This is a genomic window from Kosakonia sp. BYX6 (assembly GCF_038449125.1).
Taxonomy (GTDB): Bacteria; Pseudomonadota; Gammaproteobacteria; order Enterobacterales; family Enterobacteriaceae; genus Kosakonia; species Kosakonia calanthes.
In genome coordinates this window covers 3652701-3668495 of record NZ_CP151800.1, presented here as the reverse complement: position 1 = coordinate 3668495, position 15795 = coordinate 3652701, and the positions used below count along the sequence as shown (strand labels likewise).

The 15795-nt window shown below is 53.3% G+C and carries 15 protein-coding genes and 1 pseudogene; 12 read left to right on the top strand and 4 right to left on the bottom strand.

Going from position 1 to position 15795, the window contains the following annotated elements; all coding sequences use genetic code 11:
• Positions 1 to 20 precede the first annotated feature (20 nt).
• Genes AAEY27_RS17270 through AAEY27_RS17260 form a run of 3 tightly spaced genes read left to right on the top strand, consistent with a single transcriptional unit; the run spans position 21 to position 3053 of the window.
• Positions 21 to 1988 (top strand): FUSC family protein, encoded by a 1968-nt coding sequence (locus AAEY27_RS17270; RefSeq protein ID WP_425294684.1) that lies wholly within the window; start codon positions 21 to 23, stop codon positions 1986 to 1988.
• Positions 1978 to 2193, top strand: a complete 216-nt coding sequence (locus AAEY27_RS17265; protein ID WP_200040253.1) for a DUF1656 domain-containing protein — start codon at positions 1978 to 1980, stop codon at positions 2191 to 2193. Before AAEY27_RS17270 ends, AAEY27_RS17265 begins: the two co-directional genes overlap by 11 nt.
• A complete protein-coding gene (locus AAEY27_RS17260) occupies positions 2190 to 3053 on the top strand; it encodes an HlyD family secretion protein (RefSeq protein ID WP_342322009.1) in 864 nt (287 codons plus the stop codon). Before AAEY27_RS17265 ends, AAEY27_RS17260 begins: the two co-directional genes overlap by 4 nt.
• A gap of 812 nt (positions 3054 to 3865) precedes the next feature.
• Here AAEY27_RS17260 and AAEY27_RS17255 read toward each other — a convergent pair.
• On the bottom strand, positions 3866 to 4783 hold the full coding sequence (locus tag AAEY27_RS17255; RefSeq protein WP_342322007.1) for a M14 family metallopeptidase: 918 nt from the start codon (positions 4781 to 4783) through the stop codon (positions 3866 to 3868).
• Between the two features lie 462 nt (positions 4784 to 5245).
• Positions 5246 to 5575 (bottom strand): annotated as a pseudogene (locus AAEY27_RS17250) (alpha/beta hydrolase); the annotation flags it as partial.
• A 28-nt stretch (positions 5576 to 5603) separates the two neighbouring features.
• Between AAEY27_RS17250 and AAEY27_RS17245 the strand changes: the two are divergent.
• The 3 genes from AAEY27_RS17245 (at position 5604) to AAEY27_RS17235 (ending at position 7532) form a co-directional block, all read left to right on the top strand.
• Positions 5604 to 6817, top strand: a protein-coding gene (locus AAEY27_RS17245; RefSeq protein WP_342322006.1) for an IS3 family transposase whose coding sequence is annotated in 2 segments (ribosomal slippage) — positions 5604 to 5898 and positions 5898 to 6817 — 1215 coding nt in all. Because the reading frame shifts where the segments join, the coding sequence is not laid out codon by codon here.
• Positions 6818 to 7132: 315 nt separating this feature from the next.
• Complete coding sequence (locus AAEY27_RS17240; RefSeq protein WP_342325621.1) at positions 7133 to 7276, top strand: tlde1 domain-containing protein; 144 nt, start codon at positions 7133 to 7135, stop codon at positions 7274 to 7276.
• The gene (locus AAEY27_RS17235) at positions 7263 to 7532 is read left to right on the top strand and encodes a tlde1 domain-containing protein (RefSeq protein ID WP_342322005.1); all 270 of its coding nucleotides are present in this window, start codon (positions 7263 to 7265) and stop codon (positions 7530 to 7532) included. Before AAEY27_RS17240 ends, AAEY27_RS17235 begins: the two co-directional genes overlap by 14 nt.
• Before the next feature lie 107 nt (positions 7533 to 7639).
• On the opposite strand, the gene zinT is transcribed toward AAEY27_RS17235, so the two are convergent.
• Positions 7640 to 8284 (bottom strand): metal-binding protein ZinT, encoded by a 645-nt coding sequence (gene zinT, locus AAEY27_RS17230; protein WP_342322004.1) that lies wholly within the window; start codon positions 8282 to 8284, stop codon positions 7640 to 7642.
• A gap of 185 nt (positions 8285 to 8469) precedes the next feature.
• Here zinT and AAEY27_RS17225 point away from each other — a divergent pair, with 185 nt between their 5' ends.
• Positions 8470 to 8643: a general stress protein gene (locus AAEY27_RS17225; RefSeq protein ID WP_342322003.1), complete on the top strand. Its 174-nt coding sequence runs from the start codon at positions 8470 to 8472 to the stop codon at positions 8641 to 8643.
• A 245-nt stretch (positions 8644 to 8888) separates the two neighbouring features.
• Here the strand turns inward: AAEY27_RS17225 and AAEY27_RS17220 are convergent, their stop codons facing one another.
• On the bottom strand, positions 8889 to 9107 hold the full coding sequence (locus AAEY27_RS17220) for a hypothetical protein (protein ID WP_342322001.1): 219 nt from the start codon (positions 9105 to 9107) through the stop codon (positions 8889 to 8891).
• Between the two features lie 380 nt (positions 9108 to 9487).
• On the opposite strand from AAEY27_RS17220, the gene AAEY27_RS17215 reads away from it, so the two are divergent.
• From AAEY27_RS17215 to AAEY27_RS17195, 5 genes are all read left to right on the top strand, one after another.
• The gene (locus AAEY27_RS17215) at positions 9488 to 11860 is read left to right on the top strand and encodes a TonB-dependent receptor domain-containing protein (protein ID WP_342322000.1); all 2373 of its coding nucleotides are present in this window, start codon (positions 9488 to 9490) and stop codon (positions 11858 to 11860) included.
• A 69-nt stretch (positions 11861 to 11929) separates the two neighbouring features.
• Entirely contained in the window at positions 11930 to 12982 is a 1053-nt protein-coding gene (locus AAEY27_RS17210) for a hemin-degrading factor (protein ID WP_342321999.1), read from the top strand.
• Positions 12979 to 13794, top strand: a complete 816-nt coding sequence (locus AAEY27_RS17205) for a heme/hemin ABC transporter substrate-binding protein (protein WP_342321998.1) — start codon at positions 12979 to 12981, stop codon at positions 13792 to 13794. Before AAEY27_RS17210 ends, AAEY27_RS17205 begins: the two co-directional genes overlap by 4 nt.
• Positions 13794 to 14789 carry a FecCD family ABC transporter permease gene (locus AAEY27_RS17200; RefSeq protein ID WP_342321997.1) on the top strand — a complete coding sequence of 332 codons (996 nt, stop codon included), beginning with the start codon at positions 13794 to 13796 and terminating at the stop codon, positions 14787 to 14789. Before AAEY27_RS17205 ends, AAEY27_RS17200 begins: the two co-directional genes overlap by 1 nt.
• Positions 14782 to 15561: a heme ABC transporter ATP-binding protein gene (locus AAEY27_RS17195; RefSeq protein ID WP_342321995.1), complete on the top strand. Its 780-nt coding sequence runs from the start codon at positions 14782 to 14784 to the stop codon at positions 15559 to 15561. Before AAEY27_RS17200 ends, AAEY27_RS17195 begins: the two co-directional genes overlap by 8 nt.
• The last annotated feature ends 234 nt before the right edge of the window (positions 15562 to 15795 follow it).

Here is a 15795-nt window from a genome sequence, read left to right as displayed (position 1 = left end):
CAGGCCGCATCATCACTCCCATGCTACTGAGCGATGCCCACGCTCTGCTCTATTCCGTCAGGAGTTTTGCCGCAGCCATGCTCGCGTATTACATCGCCCTGTCGATTGGCCTTGAACGCCCCTCCTGGGCCATCATCACCGTCTATATCGTTTCGCAAACGTCGGTCGGGGCCTCACTGAGCAGGAGTCTCTATCGCCTGGCCGGCACCGTGGCTGGCGCTGGGGCAACGGTGCTGATCGTGCCCACATTTGTGAATATGCCCGTGTTGTGCAGCGTGATACTGACAGGCTGGATCACGTTCTGCCTCGGGTTATCCCTACTTGAACGCACACCCCGTGCCTATGCCTTTGTGCTGGCCGGTTACACCGCGAGCCTGATTGGCTTTCCCGCCGTTTCCGACCCAGGCTCGGTGTTTAACATCGCCATCATCCGGGTGCAGGAGATAATGATCGGCATCGTCTGCGCCGCACTGATTCACCGGTACATTCTGCCCAGTCGGATATCAGGCCTGTTCAACAGCAAATTAACGCAGACGCTGCACGCGGCGCGACAGCGTGTTGCCGATACACTGGCGGGCAAGTCTGATGCGGTGTCAAACCCCTTGCACCTCGCGCTGGCATTGCAATTCCTGCAGGGCATCAGCCACCACATCCCGTATGATTTTGCCCTTTCGGTTCCGGCCCGCCAGGCCAGGAAAGCACTCCATGACAGGCTGGCGCGATTAGTCATCGTGAACGGTGAATTATGCGATCGCTTGCAGATGATCGCGGATATGCCCGCCGACATGCAGACACTGCTGGATGATGTTCAGGCCTGGCTGACCTGCGGCGATAGCGGGAAACGCAAGAATACGGCGGATGCGCTACAAAAACGCAGCGCCCGGTTGGCACAGGAGCGTGCGGTACAGTCGTTGACCTTTGAGGACGCGCTTCGGGTGAATTTCTTAGGCTACATAGCGGAGTTGATTAGCCTCATTCACCAGTGTGAGCAACTTTCGGAGGCTATCTACCACGCCAAACCCGCACCTACACGAACGGAAGATAACACAGCGAAAGGGTATGTTTTCCATCGCGATCCCCTGAGTGCTGCCCGCACGGCACTGGGCGCGTTTGTCATCATCCTCAGCGGCTGTCTGCTATGGATTTACTCGGCCTGGCCAGATGGCGGCACGGCGGTCTCCATTCTTGGGGTCTGTTGCACATTGTTTGGCAGTTTCGACACGCCAGCACCCCATATTGTGAAATACATTATCGGCTCCATCTGGGGCGTATTAATCAGTCTTATCTATAGTTTTGCCCTGCTTCCCCAGCTCAGCGATTTTCCCGTACTGGTTGCCGTGCTTGCTCCGGTCTACCTGCTTGCCGGGTCACTCCAGGCGCGGCCACCCACCACTTTTATGGCGATGGGAATAACGTTAACGCTGCCTGTGTTGTGCGAGCTGGGTGCGCACTACAGCGGCAACTTCGCCGATGCCGCTAACACCGCCATCGCGCTATTTTTCGCGACCGGTTTTGCGGTCATTAGCATGAGCTTGCTGCAAACCGTGCAAGCCGACGCGGCGATAAACCGACTGCTGAAACTTTGCCAGCGTGATATCCGCCGTAGCGTGAACGGTGTGTTTAAAGGCAATGAAACGCACTGGACCAATCTGATGATTGACCGGGCCGCCCTGCTGTTGCCGCGCTTGCCGCGTAGCGGGCCGTCATCCGCTCGGGCACTTGCTCATCTGATGCACTTTATGCGCGTTGGCCTCGGTGTGATGCACCTGCGCCGCTGCGATGCGTCCTCAGGCTGTTGTGAGATCAACACCATCCTTTATGACCTTACCCGCTCAACGGAGACAGAAGCCTTACGCGAGCGCATCGCTGCGATAACCGATCTCTGCTTGCCCGCAACTGATGAACCATCGCGCCAGTTAGTCGACAAACTGGTTGATCTGCACTGCGCGTTACGGACGCAGGACGAGGAACCCGCCAATGATAAATGACATCAATATCGGGGGTGTTTTTATCCCCGGCCTGCTGATGACTGCGCTCATCGCGCTGATCTGTACGCTGTCACTCGTACCGTTTTTCTCTTTCAGCAGGCTTTACCGCCGTTTGCCCTTTCGCCCGTTGATTGATTTTTCAACCTTTATCATTAGTTTTTTCCTGCTTTTGCAGGGCCTGACCACTCTGGGGTTATTCGCATGAAATCTTTACTCTCTTTGCTGGGTCGCTATGTGCTGACGTTAAGTGCCGTAGTGGTGGCGACGCTCGTGGCGTTTATTTTCTGGAAACAGTATGCGCAGACACCCTGGACGCGCGACGGGCGGGTTCGTGCCGATGTGGTGCAGATTGCGCCGGATGTTTCCGGGCCAGTGAGCCGCGTGGCGGTCCGCGATAACCAGTGGGTTAATCGTGGCGATGTTCTCTATGCCATCGATCCGCACTGGCTGAAGCTGGCCGTGCTGAGTGCACAGGCTGACGTTGAGGCAAAACGTCATGAGATGCTGATGCGCCAGGATGCGGCCAGGCGACGTGCACTGATCAAAGGGGTGATTTCCAGTGAGGACATCCAGCAAACAGGCAGTGCGGCAAGCATCGCGGCGGCCAATTATCAGGGGGCACTGACCGCGCTGGAACTGGCGCAGCTTAATTTAGCACATGCCACCGTACGCTCACCGGTGGATGGCTATGTCACGCATCTCCGTCTTCGCCCCGGTGACTATGCCACTGCGGGAGAGACAAAAGTCGCCATTGTCGATGCGCACAGTTTCTGGGTGGTGGGCTACTTTGAAGAGACCAAACTGCGTCATATCCGTGTCGGAAATACCGCGCAGATTGTGCTGATGGGATTTGATCCACTGATCACGGGGCATGTGGAGAGTATCGGACGTGGGATCGGTGACAGCAACGACGAGACGGGTGGACTTGGGCTACCGGATGTTAATCCCACCTTTAGCTGGGTGCGGCTGGCTCAACGCGTACCGGTGCGCATCCAGTTAGATACCTTGCCTGCGGGCATTGAGTTAGTGGCAGGATTATCCGCGAGCGTGTCCATCATGCCTTAAAAGGTATTAACAGCCCTGACCTTAACAGGATTGAGGTTTCGGTGTATGAAACACCGGCCATCCCATGACTTCTGCGGACCTATAATGTTTATTTATTAATGAGCCAGGGAGTAACACGATGGGTATTAGCCATATTTCTATAAAAGAGGTGAAGCGTGACAATTTTGGTGAGATAGAGGCTTGAATCGCCACGGGTTTAACAGACACCTCAGAGTCATTTTTGATCTGCTACCCGTTGATAGACACAGAATGCTACTGGCAATGTCCGCTTCTCGCTCACAGCAGCCGCTCCTAAAGGTTTTCCATATAATGAAACGCTTTCATTAACTCATCTTCTGTAAGCGGCGATACCAAACTCGCCCCTGTATCTTTCTCAACCTTCATCAATAGCTCGCTGCGGGTTATGCCCAATCTATTCGCAACGTGGTTAGCGCAACTTCGTGCGTGTGACGCTCTATGCGCAAGAAGGCCTTCTGCGTCTAAAACTTTTCTTCTTGATGACGAATGTGACATTGATTCCACATTTAGCCGAAATTATTCCCCATACAAGCATTATGCGATAAGAAAAATAGCGATGTTTCTCGCTAGCTTCTACCGGGATACACCGTAAGCGCAACTCCGTAAGCCACAATAGCTGAAGTTGGTAATAGTATCCGCTTCTCGCTCATCGCAGCCTTCTGATGTTGCAGTAGATTGCTTCGTGCTGGTAGTGAAAATTCAAAAAATTATCGGGTGTTAATCGACGGGTAACTGAGAAGTAAAGGACTCATGAGAAAGAGGCTGGCAGGGGGATATACTCCCGGCCTGACAGATTAATTTGATAAAGCGAATTCAATAGCCTGTCGAATAGCGACAATCTGTGCCCGGATACATTCCTCCGGAGAGGTTTTAGCGCTGTCGGGATAAACCTCTGTTGTTGTTGCAAGGGAGGTGCCAGTGATCGTCGCGCATATGTGAAATGCGTTATTGTCGAATTCAATAACACCGGGGCTCACTACAGGAAAACCGAGCAGATTGCCTTCATTATCAGAAGGGGCAATATGTGTCACTTCTGCAACAGCAGAAATGATTGCGTTCAGGAAGTCGTGTCTTGAATTCTGCTCGTCACCGACCAGATAGAAGCCATCAGGGATACTCACCGGTACATACTGCGCCCCATCTCTGGCGGCCAGAGCTGGGCTGAACTCACTTTCGTCCGTATCTGTCGTTTCGTGCAAGTCGATGTGAACAACAAATCGGCCTCTCAGCGGAGAGATGAGCGCCATCAACGCCAGGGATTCTTCCGCCTTGCCTTCCGGGAAAAATTGTCTGTTAGGGTCAACAGCATCGTAGTTCCATCGAACAATACGCTCATATGCCCAGGGGCTGACACAGGGGACAACCAGGAGATTCACTTTACCCGCATACTCACTCTGACATTCCGATAAAAAATACAGTGAGCCCAAAACGCCGCTTGTTTCATAACCGTGAACACCGCCGGTAATGAGTGCGACAGGAATATTATCGTCCCAGTTTTTTGATTTTGCGGCCATCAATGGATAAATATCGTCGCCGTAACTCAATTCCCCATACTGAATGAGCGCATAGCGGTGTTTTAGCTGATGAAGGACATCAAGGACATCGTTCTTATAGCACCGGGAACGTGTCTGAGCCTGTTGCCACTGATGCTTTTCACGTTCGGTCCAGGGTTGCCCTGGGGTACCGATTGGGTAAAACTGTTTTGTTGTCATATTTCACTCTGAAGAATTCTGAATCGCCACAGTTAACTTGCTTCGGAAGACCTGGAACCGAATGTAGACATCACTAAATCACGGTCTGTTAATCAGAGTAGGTCAATATATCCAAGATCCACTATACATGCTCTTTTTAAAAAGTTGATTATGACTGATTTTAAATCAGGCTCTGCCTGGTTCAAAAAAATGGAGTAAAAGAGAATACCTGTCCATAAAATCTCGGGAGCGTTTTTCAAAGGTATGCAGTTGGAGTGGCCCTGTCCTGCATGTGGTCAGAAGACCCGGCAGATCATTAGTGATCCCTCCACCAAATGAAAGAGTCATTTTAAACTTCCGCTTCTCGCTCAAAGCCGACCGTCACGTTCAACAGTTTTCCGCCAGGATTAGGCTACTTTATTTTTTATAAAGCGGATGTTTGTGTTGAGCCCTCAATAATGAAGGCTCGCTATTATCCTCGTCCTACTGCAGATTTTTTTCTTTCAGGAACTGGCTCACCAAATCAGCAATCTGCACATTATTTAAATCAGAGAACGGGAAGTGGGTATTACCTTTGATTCCTGACTCAGGCAGATGCGTCACAGTGACATCCCCGCCATGCTTGTTCACCACGTCACGCCATTCACGAGCCATTGCCAGACGTACGCGCCAACTGTCCTGCGCGGGCATGTCCACAGGTTTGTCCGGTATGTTATCGCCGTAAATAATCAGAATCGGGATTTTAGTCAGTGCCATAAACTGCTCCATCGGCACTGGCTCACCCTTCAGCGTGTCGAACGCGCTTTGTAGTGGCACAGTAAATTTGGCCACCTGATTAAAGGTGATATTCTCACCACAACATAAAACAGGTGACTTAATGAACAAGAAAACTAAGCGTACTTTCACCCCTGAGTTCAGGCTGGAATGTGCACAGCTGATTGTTGATAAGGGCTACTCATATCGACAAGCCAGTGAAGCGATGAATGTCGGTTCTACCACGCTTGAGAGCTGGGTGCGCCAGCTCAGGCGAGAGCGGCAGGGGATTACGCCCTCTGCAACTCCCATTACTGCAGAGCAGCAACGTATTCGCGAGCTGGAAAAGCAGGTTCGCCGCCTGGAGGAACAGAATACGATATTAAAAAAGGCTACCGCACTCTTGATGTCCGACTCACTGAACGGTTCACGATAGCCGCCAGACTGAGTGACAGCCACACGGTTGTCAGCCTTTGCTCCGCGCTGGAAATACACCGTAGCAGTTACCGGTACTGGCGAAAACGACGCGATACTGTCAATCCGGCGCGAGTCAGGTTGTACAGCGAAATACGCCGGGCGTGGAACCAGAGCCGGGGCTCAGCAGGCGCACGCACGCTTGCTGAAATGCTGGCTCAAAATGGCGTTCCGATGACCCGTTACCGTGCCGGGCGTCTGATGAAATACCTAAGCCTGAGCAGTTGCCAGCCCGGAAAACATCAGTACAAAAATGCCCGTCAGGAGCATACCTGCCTGCCGAATCTGCTCGAGCGTCAGTTCGCTGTACCGGAGCCAGACCGGGTATGGTGTGGAGATATTACGTATATCTGGGCTGGAAATCGCTGGTGCTATCTGGCGGTTGTTATGGATCTTTTTGCCCGCAGGGTTATCGGCTGGAGTCTGTCAGCGAATGCCGATACCGCACTGATAAGCAGTGCTCTGCGGATGGCCTATGAGACGCGTGGTCAACCGCGTGATGTCATGTTCCATAGCGACCAGGGAAGCCAGTATACAGGCCTTAAATATCAGCAAGTTCTCTGGCGTTACAGGATAAAGCAAAGCGTCAGTCGTCGGGGGAACTGCTGGGATAATAGCCCCATGGAACGCTTCTTCCGTAGTCTGAAAACAGAATGGGTGCCGACGAATGGTTACGCAGGTAAGGATGAGGCCCGGCGACAAATCGGCGGTTATATCCTGAATTACTACAATAGCGTCAGACCTCATCATTACAACGGGGGGCTAACGCCGGAAGAATCAGAGAACCGATACCGTTCTTACTGTAAAACCGTGGCCAGTATTACTTGACCACTACATGAAAACGATGAGCCTGATGTGACAGGATGGATCTGGAGAGAGTGAATCATGCACTTCAAATTACTTTCAGGCGGAGAAGCAAATGAGTTCGCAAGAGCCAACATTTAGTGGGGGTAGTAAAAAACAGGTACTCGGCAAGAGCCTTTCTTCCATCTCCTATCCCCAGCGATATTCTCGGCTATTATCAGCTTTTCATTTTGTACTCGCGAGGGATCGTAAATTGCAAATTTGCATGATGGACTATAGCCGTCTTTCATCCGACGGAAAAAGAGCCAAATTAAATTGCTATGTGTCGGCTCATTTGATGTGTTGTCTGGAATAGATAAATACATTAACAATCCGAATTGTTCCGATATCGAAAAGGCAGCCATTCCTCCTGGGACCTATTGGATTAGGGAGTATCGCCAATCAGCTTCGAGCAGAAGCCATCGATCTCATGCACTTGTATAAGAATCATCACTCACAATGGTTTGGGTTATATAACGCTCAGACAATGAGTGATCATGTTTATGTCAATGGCACCCGCCGTGGCAGTTTTCGTCTTCATCCATTCAACGGGAAAGCATCTTCTTCATCCTCTCCGCAGCCTGCAAGTCCGCCAGCGTATCAATGTCATGCGTCATCCTGTAATCAGACAGAGAAAGGTCAAGTACCTTCCCTCGATCCCGCGCGGCTCTCACAATTGCGCGCGCACCGTGTCCCCTGATAGCGCTGTTAGCGACGGGATGGCGCATGAAAAGTAAAGATATAACCACAGGTGGGGCGGGAGAAGGGGAGTGAGCGGCATTGTTTGCCGCCCTTTTTCATCAAAAATCAGTGGTGCAGCATCTCTTCGATGATCTGGTCTTTCGTCATGTTGTACGGATAGTAAGTCGGCCAGTTATCCATCTCTTTCAGCAGCGCTTCCTGGGATTCGTTGCCCATAAAAATATGGAAATGCTGCGACTGGCGCGGGGCAATAATATGGTCGCTGAACTGCACAAATTTCGGTGCGTTGGATTGCGGGTCTTTACATTCAAACAGATAGCGCACGCCTTTTTTGCCGGAGGTATACGTCAGGATTTTATAACCGGCGTAATCATAGTGGCAGCTGTTGACGGCTTTCCCGACGTGGAATTCCATCACGTTGTTTTCAATGCCGATCATCTCGACATCCGTGGCATAGCCTTTTTTGTAATAGTCCCGCCAGGCTTCCACCGTTTTATCGCCTTGCCTGGCCTTTTTCTCCAGTACCGGATCCAAATCGCCGTTCAACAAATACGGGTTCAGCGACTGCCAGATGCCGTCCCAGTCGGACAACGCCCGATCTTTCACGTCTTTATCATCAATGAGGCCTTCACTCGCTTTGCGTTCCACTTCCGTCAACGGTTTGCCGTGGTGATGATCGTGAGCAAAACTCTGCGTGCCGCTCAACAGCACGCTCATTCCCAGAACAAAAGCCGATTTCTTCATGATCATAGTGTGCTCCCTGGTTATCATTTGTTACGAAATGAAATGTTATAATATAACAAAATGAATTGCTACAGGTTTGCGGCTGCGCTTTGACTAATTCCCATAAACAACCAGGCTTAAGGTTCGAAGGCGATCGATATGACGCGACTGCCATATTGATCATTTTTTTAAACGAGAAGTGGAGGAATAACATGGCCGAGCACAGAGGCGGTTCCGGTAATTTCGCTGAAGATCGTGAGAAAGCCTCAGACGCAGGGCGCAAAGGTGGTCAGCACAGCGGTGGGAATTTTAAAAATGACCCGTCACGTGCATCCGAAGCCGGTAAGAAGGGCGGTAAAAGTAGCCATGGTAGCGGTCAGAAATAGCGACCCTGCGGTTATTTTTTAATTAACATTGCCTTCTTTAGGTTTCTGAACGACAGCGAGCCGGAAACGGCTCGTTTAATTTTGACTAAGTCGAGTAAATATCTGAGCAGGGCATTATCTGTCCGTTATCCCCGTTATTTTGTTTCATCCTCGCAATGACCCCGCAAAAAATCCCCTCAGGAACAGGAAATCCGATCTGTACCTGAGGGTATGCAAGTGCATCTTCGTTACTCACAATGAGTTTGTTACTTATCCACAATATGAATACCAGAATAGGCTGACGAAACCGGCATTTGTAATGAAATTTTACGATCTTTATGAATGAAAATTTTCATCGATAACGCGTTGAAGTTACTCAGTTTTTGACTATATTTCAGGCGAATTTTTATTTTATAAACCCCTGGTTGTTCATATTTGTAACCGCTCTGGCTGGGCGTTTTTTTTCTCCTGCCGCCTGGTTTCATTGATCGCACTTATCCTATATTTATTAAACATACGTCCACAAAAGGAGGTTTTGTGCTGAATAGTGAAAAAGACGATCCACGCGATGCGCCGGAATCTGGCGACAAAAGACCGCAACCGGTCAAGAAGTAACCTCCAGGGTCGCTACGGCGGCCTTTTTTATGGCTTACTTTTGCACCGCATCGTCAGTCAACGCGCCAATTTTTGCGCGTGATGTGATTTATTCATGTAACCATTGCATTTGATAATAGTTATCATTACTATCCGAATCGATAATATGAGAAGGGATTTGCAGCACTTAATACTGTCTTAGCAAAATTCCACGGATTTTCTGGAAGCGTTACGTGAGCCTGATACTAATAAATTCTAAGGCTTGCAAAATATGTCTACATCGCAACTTTCCCGGTTTTGCTTCAGGAAGAGCATGCTGGCGACTTCACTGCTCGCGGCGCTGTACCAAACATCGGCATTCGCGGCTGACTCAGGGACTCATCCAACCGCGTCCAACGACGCACAGCAAGATATGGCAGAAGAGATGTTGGTTACCGCGCCCGCGCCGGTTTTAAAAGCGGGCAGCAGCCATTCGCTCAGTGCGCAGGATCTGCAAAACAAAGGGGCGAATGATTTTGGCTCCATCATGCGTTATGAACCGCTTATCAGCGCCACTGGCGCGAGCGGCGGTTCCGGCAACGGGAAAAGCGGTTTCGACAGGGGCGGTTACACCGGCTACAACATTCGTGGACTGGAAAGCAACCGCGTAGGCATTGATGTCGACGGTATTCCCCAGCCGGACGCCACCGGGCGCAGCTATGCCAGCCGCGCTGGGCTCAACACGTTTGGCATTGGTCGCGATTATATCGACCCGTATATGTACGGCAGTGTGGAAATCCAATCCGGCGCGACCCCCACCGACCAGGCCAACGCCTCGATTGGCGGGAATGTTTCATTCCAGCCGAAATCCGCCGACGACTACCTGCGTCAGGGCAAAGAGACCTATTTTGGCTACCAGAGCGATTACGATTCCAGCGATCGCAGCTGGCACAACGGTGTAACAGGCGCCGCGGGGGATGAAACCCTGCGCGGCATCTTCGTTTACAGCCGCCGCGATGGTCAGCAAACCCGCAACAACAGTGGCACGATCGGCGCTTATCCCGCCAACTGGCACTCAGACGCGCTGCTCGCTTCCGGCATCTGGCAGCCCAATGATGCGCACAAACTGACCGGTACGGTGGATTTTTACCACAAGGCCAACCACACCCATTACGACGCCTGGAACAGCGCGGGCAGCGCCATCATCGGTAAAGCTGAACAAACCAGCCAGACCCGGCGCTGGGGCGCCAGCCTGAAAGATGAGTGGACGCCAATGAACGACTGGCTGGACAGCGCCTCCACCAAAATCTACTACCAGCACACGGAAGCGCACGACCGCACGTATATGCCGGACAGCACCACGCTCGCCATGGAAACGGTCTACTCCAATTACGACACTGATACCTGGGGCATCCAGAATACGCTGGCGAAAACCTTGGGCCGCCACGATTTAAGTGCCGGTTTCAACGCCAGCACCAGTAAAACCCAACGTCCGTTTGAGCAGTCGCCGGTACCGAGCATTTTTAGCGAGATCATGCAGCCGGAAGCCGACAGCCGTGGCTATACGCTGGGTGCATTCGCGCAAGATCAAATTAATTTTGACGCCGATGGTCACCTTTTCGCCATCATTCCCGGCGTGCGCGTCATTCATCAATCAATGAAGCCAGATAATCTCTCCAGCCTGACCACCAACAGCAGCGTGCTGGACGAAGCCGATGTTGCCACGCTGTACAGCAAAAACGCCGATACCCAGTGGCTGCCGTCGTTGACCTTGCAGTATGACCTCACGCCGAGTTTGATGACCTACCTGCAATATAAACGCGGCGCGCAGTTCCCAAACGCCAGCCAGCTGTACGGCTCCTGGAACCTCGGTTCAAGCTATGCGGGCAGCGCGCAATATGCGCTGATCGGCAATAGCGAGCTGAAAACGGAGACCAGCGATAACCTCGAATGGGGCATGAAAGGCGACGTCGCCGAAGGCGTCACCTTACGCACCGCGCTGTTTTATAACAGCTATAAAAACTTTATCGCTTACACCCGTTATCGCCGGGCGGATAACCCGGACAAGTTCGTCAACGTGCCGTCCAACATCTACACCAGTTACCAGGCGGAAAACCGCGATAAAGCCTTTATTTACGGCGGTGAAATCAGCGCCAAATTCAATTTTGGTACGTGGTTCGAACAGGTTGATGGCCTGAGCGCCACGCTGGCCTATGGCTATACCGAAGGGAAATCCAAATCCCGTTATATGGGCGACAAATACATCGATCTCGATAGCGTCGCGCCGATGAAAGCCATTGTCGGTGTGGCCTGGGACGATCCGGCGAAACGCTACGGTACGGCGTTGACTGCCACTTTTGTGAAAGGCAAACGCGCCACCGCGACCAGCCGCGAATCCTACCTCAACAGCGGTTCGGCGATCGCCAATTCCAGCACCGAATATATGCGCGTGCCGGGTTACGGCCTGCTGGACTGGACGGCTTACTGGCGGGTGGCGAAACACGTGAGAATCAACGGCGGTGTGTACAACATCACCGACAGGAAATATTGGGATTACCTGAACAGCCGAACTCAGGAAGAGTCCACTAATCAGGATGCGTACGAAAAAGCGCTGGCGGTGATGCCGGGGCGCAGTTGGCAATTGGGCGTCAATGTCGATTTCTGACGGCGATACTCATTACTTAACCCCCCGGTGACACCACCGGGGATAGTTAACTTCATAGAGGATGTGAATATGTCTAAATCTTCCCAAGATTTTGCCGCTATCTGGCAGCAGTATCAGACAATTAAAGCAAGGGATCCTGCTAAATACGCCCGCGATATTGCCCGCAACATGGCAATCAGCGAGGCGGAGCTAACCCAATCCCGCATCGGGCACGATGCCGTGCGCCTGGAAGGGGTCATGCGCGAAATCCTTTCCGCGCTGGAACTGGTTGGTGAAACCCGCTGCATCTGCCGCAATGAATTTGCCGTGCATGAGCAGACCGGCAGTTTCACTAATTTGCATCTCAGCGAGCATACCGGGCTGGTGCTCAACCCGCGCGCGCTCGATCTGCGCCTTTTTATGAACCAGTGGGCCAGCGTGTTTCACCTGCGCGAACAGACCCCGAATGGCGATCGCCGCAGCATTCAATTTTTTGATCACCATGGCGAGGCGCTGCTGAAGGTCTACGCCATCACGCAGACGGATAGCGAATGCTGGGAGGAGGTGGTCGCGCGTTTCACCGCCCAACGCGATTTACCCATCAATGCCGCCGCCGTGGAAGAGAAACAGTACGCGGAAAAACCGGATGCGACCGCGCTGGAAAATGCATGGCGGGCAATGACCGATGTGCATCAATTCTTCGGCCTGTTGAAAAAGCATAACGTCTCGCGCCAGCAGGCGTTTCGACTGGTGGGCGACGATCTCGCTTGCCAGGTGGGTAACGATGCGCTGCGCAACCTGCTGCACACCGTGACGAAAGAAGGCAATGAAATCATGATCTTCGTCAGCAATCGCGGTTGCGTGCAGATTTTTACCGGCATGCTGGAAAAGCTGGTGCCTATGGAGAGCTGGCTCAACATCTTCAATGAAAAATTCACCCTGCATCTGCGTGATAAAGAGATCCATGAAAGCTGGGTAACGCGCAAACCGACCGCCGACGGCCACGTCACCAGCCTTGAATTGTTCGCGCAAGACGGCACGCAAATCGCCCAACTGTACGGCCAGCGCAGCGAAGGCCAGCCGGAACAAACTCGCTGGCGAAGGCAAATGGACACGCTGGCAAGCGAAGGAAGAATCGCATGAAAAAACTGCTGATGTTACTTACCGCGTTGCCACTGATGGCGAGCGCCGCGCCCAAAATTGTCGCGCTCGGCGGGGATGTCACCGAAATCGTTTATGGGCTGGGCGCTCAGGCGCAACTGGTGGGGCGCGACAGCACCAGCACCTGGCCTGCGGGTGCGCAAACGCTGCCGGATGTCGGCTATGTCCGGCAGTTAAACGCCGAAGGCATTCTCTCCCTGCGCCCAACGGTGGTGCTGGCAAGCAGCCAGGCGCAGCCATCGCTGGTGTTACAAAAAGTGCAGGATAACCACGTCAATGTGGTGCCGATTCCGGGCGGTTTTCGGCTCGCCGACATCGATAAAAAAGTGCAGGCCATCGCCCATGCGCTTGGCAAAACCGCCGAAAGCGCGGCCGTACGTAAAACGCTGGCGGCCGATATCGCTGCGTTGCCGGGGAAACCGTTGAACAAACGGGTGCTGTTTATTCTCAGCCACGGCGGCATGGGCACGCTGGTCGCCGGACAAGATACGGCCGCCGACAGCGCCATCCACGAGGCGGGATTACGCAACGCCATGCAGGGCTTTACCCACTATCGCGGAATGTCGCAGGAAGGGGTGATCGCCAGTCAACCGGATCTTGTCGTGATTTCTGCCGAAGGCGTCAAAAACATGGGCGGTGAAGAGAATCTGTGGAAGCTGCCAGGCCTTGCGCAAACACCGGCTGGACGCAACAAGCAAGTGTTGCAGGTCGATGATATGGCGCTGTTGGGCTTTGGGTTGCGCACGCCAAAGGCGTTGCTGGAACTGCGCAACAAAGCGGAGCAATTGCCCTGATGAACCGCGCCGTCTCCTGCAAGCTTTGGGGATTGCTTCTGCTGCTGGTGATGCTGACAGGCCTGGCGACGACGCAGGGCGCGATGCCGCTGCCGCTCGCCAGCCTGTGGCATTCCGGCGATGAGGCGCTGCGCCAGATTTGGCTGACCATTCGCTTGCCGCGCGTGCTGCTGGCACTGTTGGTCGGCGCGGCGCTGGCGCTTTCCGGCTGCGTGATGCAGGGGCTGTTTCGTAACCCGCTCGCCGATCCGGGCCTGCTTGGGATCAGCAGCGGCGCATCGCTCGCTGTTGCCTGCTGGCTGGTGCTGCCACTGTCGGTTCCAACGCTGGTGGCGCTCTATGCACCGATGCTGGCGGCGTTTATCGGCAGCCTGGCGGTGATGGTGGTGATTTTCCTGCTCAGCAAAGCGGGGGACAGCGCATTGTCACGGCTGTTGCTGGTGGGCATCGCCATTAACGCAGTATGCGGCGCGGGCGTCGGCGTGCTGTCGTGGGTCAGCAATGATGCCCAACTGCGACAGCTTTCCCAATGGGGAATGGGCAGCCTCGGGCAGGTTGAGTGGTCAACATTAACGGTCGCCGCCACGCTGATCATACCGGCATCGCTGGTTGTCTGGCGGGTGGCAAAACAACTCAATCTGTTGCAACTCGGCGATGAAGAAGCGCACTACCTCGGCGTCAATGTGGCGCTGCTCCAGCGGTTGTTACTGCTGTGCAGTGCGCTGCTGGTGGCGGCGTCGGTCGCCATCAGCGGCATTATCGGTTTTATTGGCCTGGTAGTGCCGCACCTGATGCGCATGGGGTTAGGGCCGGATCATCGCGGCGTTGTACCGGGGTCTTTGCTGGCGGGCGCGATACTGTTGCTGGTTGCCGATACCGTGGCGCGTACGGTGGCCGCACCTGCCGAGATGCCGGTCGGTTTGCTGACCAGCATGCTGGGCGCGCCGTGGTTTTTGTGGCTGATTTTCCGCCAAAGGAGGGCTACGTATGGATAACGTATTAACCGCTGAACATTTACGTCTGACGCTCGGGCAACGGCAATTAATTGATGATGTGTCGTTAACGTTAAATTACGGCGAAATGGTGGCGTTGATTGGCCCCAACGGCGCAGGAAAATCGACGCTGCTGCGGCTGTTAACCGGCTTTCTCGTACCGTCGCAGGGCCAGTGTTATTTGGCCGGGAAGCCGCTTAGCCAATGGACATCAACAGCGCTTTCTCGCAGCCGGGCGATGATGTTGCAGCAAACCCTGCTGCGTTTTGACTGGCCCGTCGAGGAGATTGTTGCGATGGGGCGTGCGCCCTGGGGGCCAAAACGCATGTGCGACATTGTTCATGAAATTATGATGCTGACGGGCTGCGAAACGCTGTTTGGTCGGCGCTATTCCACGTTATCCGGCGGTGAACAGCAGCGGGCGCAACTGGCGCGTAGCCTCGCGCAATTGTGGCATAACGGTGCGCCCGAAGGCTGGCTGTTTCTTGACGAACCCACCTCGGCGCTGGATCTCTACCATCAGCAGCATTTGCTGCGCTTGTTAAAGACGCTGACCGCAGGAAGGGCGTTGCATGTGTGCGTGGTGCTGCACGATCTGAACCTGGCCGCGCTGTGGGCCGATCGGATTTTGCTGTTGCACAAAGGCAAACTGGTCGCGCAGGGCGCGCCGCAACAGGTGCTACAAGCCGAAGCCATTGCCAAATGGTACGGTGCCGAAGTCTGTGTCGCCGCGCACCCCGGTAGCAAAACCCCGCATGTGTTTCTCTCCCCGTAGGCGGATAAGGCAACGCCGCCATCCGGCATCACCGTGCGATCGCCGGATGGCGCTAAACGTTTATCCAGCCAACTGAACGGCGATCGAGGAAATATTGGTTTCAGATTATTCATTTTTATTTCTATGAATTTCCTCGCAAACCTGACGCTAAACAACTGCGCAGGCGCTTTCCAAAGCAGCAATGAATAATGATTATTCTAAAGTGATTGAGTATTTGAGAAATGATCCAACTTG

Excerpts from the sequence above, each read along its gene's own strand:
- AAEY27_RS17225 (WP_342322003.1), top strand. The coding sequence starts at position 8,470 with ATGGCCGAGCACAGAGGCGGTTCCGGTAATTTCGCTGAAGATCGTGAG.
- zinT (WP_342322004.1), bottom strand. The coding sequence starts at position 8,284 with ATGATCATGAAGAAATCGGCTTTTGTTCTGGGAATGAGCGTGCTGTTG.
- AAEY27_RS17205 (WP_342321998.1), top strand. The coding sequence starts at position 12,979 with ATGAAAAAACTGCTGATGTTACTTACCGCGTTGCCACTGATGGCGAGC.
- AAEY27_RS17210 (WP_342321999.1), top strand. The coding sequence starts at position 11,930 with ATGTCTAAATCTTCCCAAGATTTTGCCGCTATCTGGCAGCAGTATCAG.
- AAEY27_RS17265 (WP_200040253.1), top strand. The coding sequence starts at position 1,978 with ATGATAAATGACATCAATATCGGGGGTGTTTTTATCCCCGGCCTGCTG.
- AAEY27_RS17235 (WP_342322005.1), top strand. The coding sequence starts at position 7,263 with ATGCACTTGTATAAGAATCATCACTCACAATGGTTTGGGTTATATAAC.
- AAEY27_RS17195 (WP_342321995.1), top strand. The coding sequence starts at position 14,782 with ATGGATAACGTATTAACCGCTGAACATTTACGTCTGACGCTCGGGCAA.
- AAEY27_RS17270 (WP_425294684.1), top strand. The coding sequence starts at position 21 with ATGCTACTGAGCGATGCCCACGCTCTGCTCTATTCCGTCAGGAGTTTT.
- AAEY27_RS17200 (WP_342321997.1), top strand. The coding sequence starts at position 13,794 with ATGAACCGCGCCGTCTCCTGCAAGCTTTGGGGATTGCTTCTGCTGCTG.
- AAEY27_RS17255 (WP_342322007.1), bottom strand. The coding sequence starts at position 4,783 with ATGACAACAAAACAGTTTTACCCAATCGGTACCCCAGGGCAACCCTGG.
- AAEY27_RS17215 (WP_342322000.1), top strand. The coding sequence starts at position 9,488 with ATGTCTACATCGCAACTTTCCCGGTTTTGCTTCAGGAAGAGCATGCTG.
- AAEY27_RS17260 (WP_342322009.1), top strand. The coding sequence starts at position 2,190 with ATGAAATCTTTACTCTCTTTGCTGGGTCGCTATGTGCTGACGTTAAGT.
- AAEY27_RS17220 (WP_342322001.1), bottom strand. The coding sequence starts at position 9,107 with ATGAAACCAGGCGGCAGGAGAAAAAAAACGCCCAGCCAGAGCGGTTAC.